Source organism: Oleiphilus sp. HI0066, from assembly GCF_001635725.1.
Genome location: NZ_LWFH01001236.1, coordinates 1 through 915 on the forward strand (window position 1 = coordinate 1; position 915 = coordinate 915).

The window sequence follows — 915 nt, forward strand, 5'->3', positions numbered from 1 at the left end:
GCTCCACCTAAAGCCAATATTTATTCATTTTATTAGGACAAGAGCATCATGAAACTTTCACACTTTACTGCTATCTCAACATGCGCCCTTTTGGCTGCCTGCTCATCAGGCGGCTCTACTAACGTCAACGCCCTACAAGAACAAGATGTTTCCATCGCATTTGCAGCAGAAGCCAATAACGTATCAATTGATTGCGATACACAACTGACAGGCCTAGGCACAAACAATACCAATGCTGATATCAGAGAGTTTAGATTCTATGTGCATGACATCAGACTTACAGATGATCAGAGTAATGAGTATGCACTGGACTTAGAAGACAACTCTTGGAACCACGAGAACGTGGGCTTGCTCGATTTCATGAACAAAGATACGAGCTGTTCGGGCGCTACGAAAAATACAAACACTCAGGTTGAAGGAATCGTGAGCGCTCCAGCCAATGTCGCGTTCACAGGCATTACCTTTTCACTTGGCATTCCCTCTGAATTGAATCACGCAGATAGAGCAACGGCCGTAGCACCATTAGATCAGACGAGCATGCATTGGAATTGGCAAAATGGTTACAAGTTTGCGCGACTCGACGTAGCACCAGTCGGCGGAATCATTCGACCAAGCGACCTTGGCTTTTCAGCTTCTTCATGGAACTTTCATCTCGGGAGCACCAATTGTTCTGGAGATCCTCAACTCGGTGAAACCGTGACATGTGCGCGTCCGAATCGCCCTCAAATAGCCTTAACAAACTTCGATCCAAGCAGCCAACAAATCGTACTGAACTTCGACAACCTAGTGAGCAATTCAGATCTGACTCAAGATCTAGATGGAGCGCCAGGGTGCATGTCAGGCGCGACCGATCCAGAATGCGCATCAATATTTGAAGCACTCGGTCTAGATGTCGCGATCGGCTCAGAGCATAGC

The 915-nt window shown here is 47.0% G+C and carries 1 protein-coding gene; it reads left to right on the forward strand.

Annotated features, from left to right (window positions below):
• Nucleotides 1–48: 48 nt before the first annotated feature.
• Nucleotides 49–915: MbnP family copper-binding protein (locus tag A3738_RS17830; protein ID WP_068763750.1), on the forward strand; the 867-nt coding region annotated here is incomplete at its 3' end.